Annotated in this window: 1 protein-coding gene and 1 pseudogene; both read right to left on the bottom strand. The window is 45.0% G+C overall.

Features of this window, described 5'->3' with window-relative positions; all coding sequences use genetic code 11:
* Nucleotides 1-444, bottom strand: a pseudogene (locus R7Q47_RS24830) (hypothetical protein); the annotation flags it as partial.
* 11 nt (nucleotides 445-455) lie between these two features.
* Nucleotides 456-1,326 (bottom strand): ribonuclease E/G (locus R7Q47_RS24825; RefSeq protein WP_318089943.1); only part of this gene is annotated, 871 nt, incomplete at its 5' end.

Below are 1,326 nucleotides of genomic sequence, written 5' to 3'. Positions count from 1 at the left end.
CAGCTTAATTTCATTTTGGTCAACATCAGTGGTCGGCTCTTGATTGCTCGACGTAGGTAGAAGATCGACCGTGCGAATATCTAATGCCAAGTTATGAATGGTTAAGTCTGCCACGACGGGCTTAAACTGAAGTAATGATTGAATCAAATCGAATTCAATTTGAATTTCATCAACGGCGAATCGAGCTTCTTGGTTATTCGGTAAGTTAGCTTCTAAGCCGAGTAACGCGATAGAGGGATGGCTATTACGCCAAGAACCAGCAACGCTGGAGATAGAAAAGTCAAAACCTGTGCCTTGTTTGACCCAGGTTTTGATCTCATCTTGGAAGTGGTTAAGTTGTGGCAATGTGACGCGTAGAGTGGTCACTAGAATGGCTAAAAAAACCAAGACAGTGACTAACGTCCACGCGCAAAAACGCCCAAAACGGTTAACACCAGAATTCACAAATGTTCCAATTACATCATCACGACGTCAAACTGTTCCTGAATGTACAGGGGTTCAGCCTGAATACGGACTTGCTTACCAATAAATACTTCAAGTTCAGCCAGCGCATGAGACTCATCACCCAAAAGCGCTTCTGCAACAAATGGCGATGCGTATACGACAAAGTTGTCGGCATCGTACGCTCGGTTTACACGAGTGATCTCGCGCAGAATCTCGTAACACACCGTTTCAACCGTTTTCACGGTGCCACGGCCTTCACAAGTAGGACAACCAGAACAAAGAATATGTTCAATACTTTCGCGCGTACGCTTACGCGTCATTTCAACCAGACCTAACTGCGTAAAGCCATTGATGTTGGTTTTCACGCGGTCTTTCGACAATGCAGCTTCTAACGAAGTTAGTACTCGCTGACGATGCTCTTCTGACGCCATATCGATAAAGTCGATAATGATGATGCCACCTAGGTTACGCAGACGTAACTGGCGAGCAATGGCTTGAGTCGCTTCAATATTGGTATTAAAGATGGTCTCTTCTAAGTTACGACGACCAACAAACGCACCCGTGTTGATGTCGATGGTGGTCATCGCTTCTGTTTGATCGATGATTAAGTAACCACCCGACTTGAGCTCAACTTTGCGCTCCAAAGAGCGTTGAATTTCGTTCTCAGTGTCGTACATATCAAAGATAGGCTTGTCACCTTCGTAAAGCTCAAGCTTATCGGTCAGCTCCGGTACGTACTCAGAAGTAAACTCTTTGAGGTTCTCATATTCTAAACGTGAATCGACCAAAATCTTGTCGAGTTCCGTTCCAACGAAGTCACGCAAAATACGTTGTGCAAGACCAAGCTCGCCATACAGCGTTGAACGTGTCTTGTACTTAGAA

Source organism: Vibrio sp. Vb0349 (assembly GCF_033338975.1).
The sequence above is the reverse complement of the archived record's forward strand: the minus strand, read 5'-3'. Positions and strand labels throughout refer to the sequence as shown.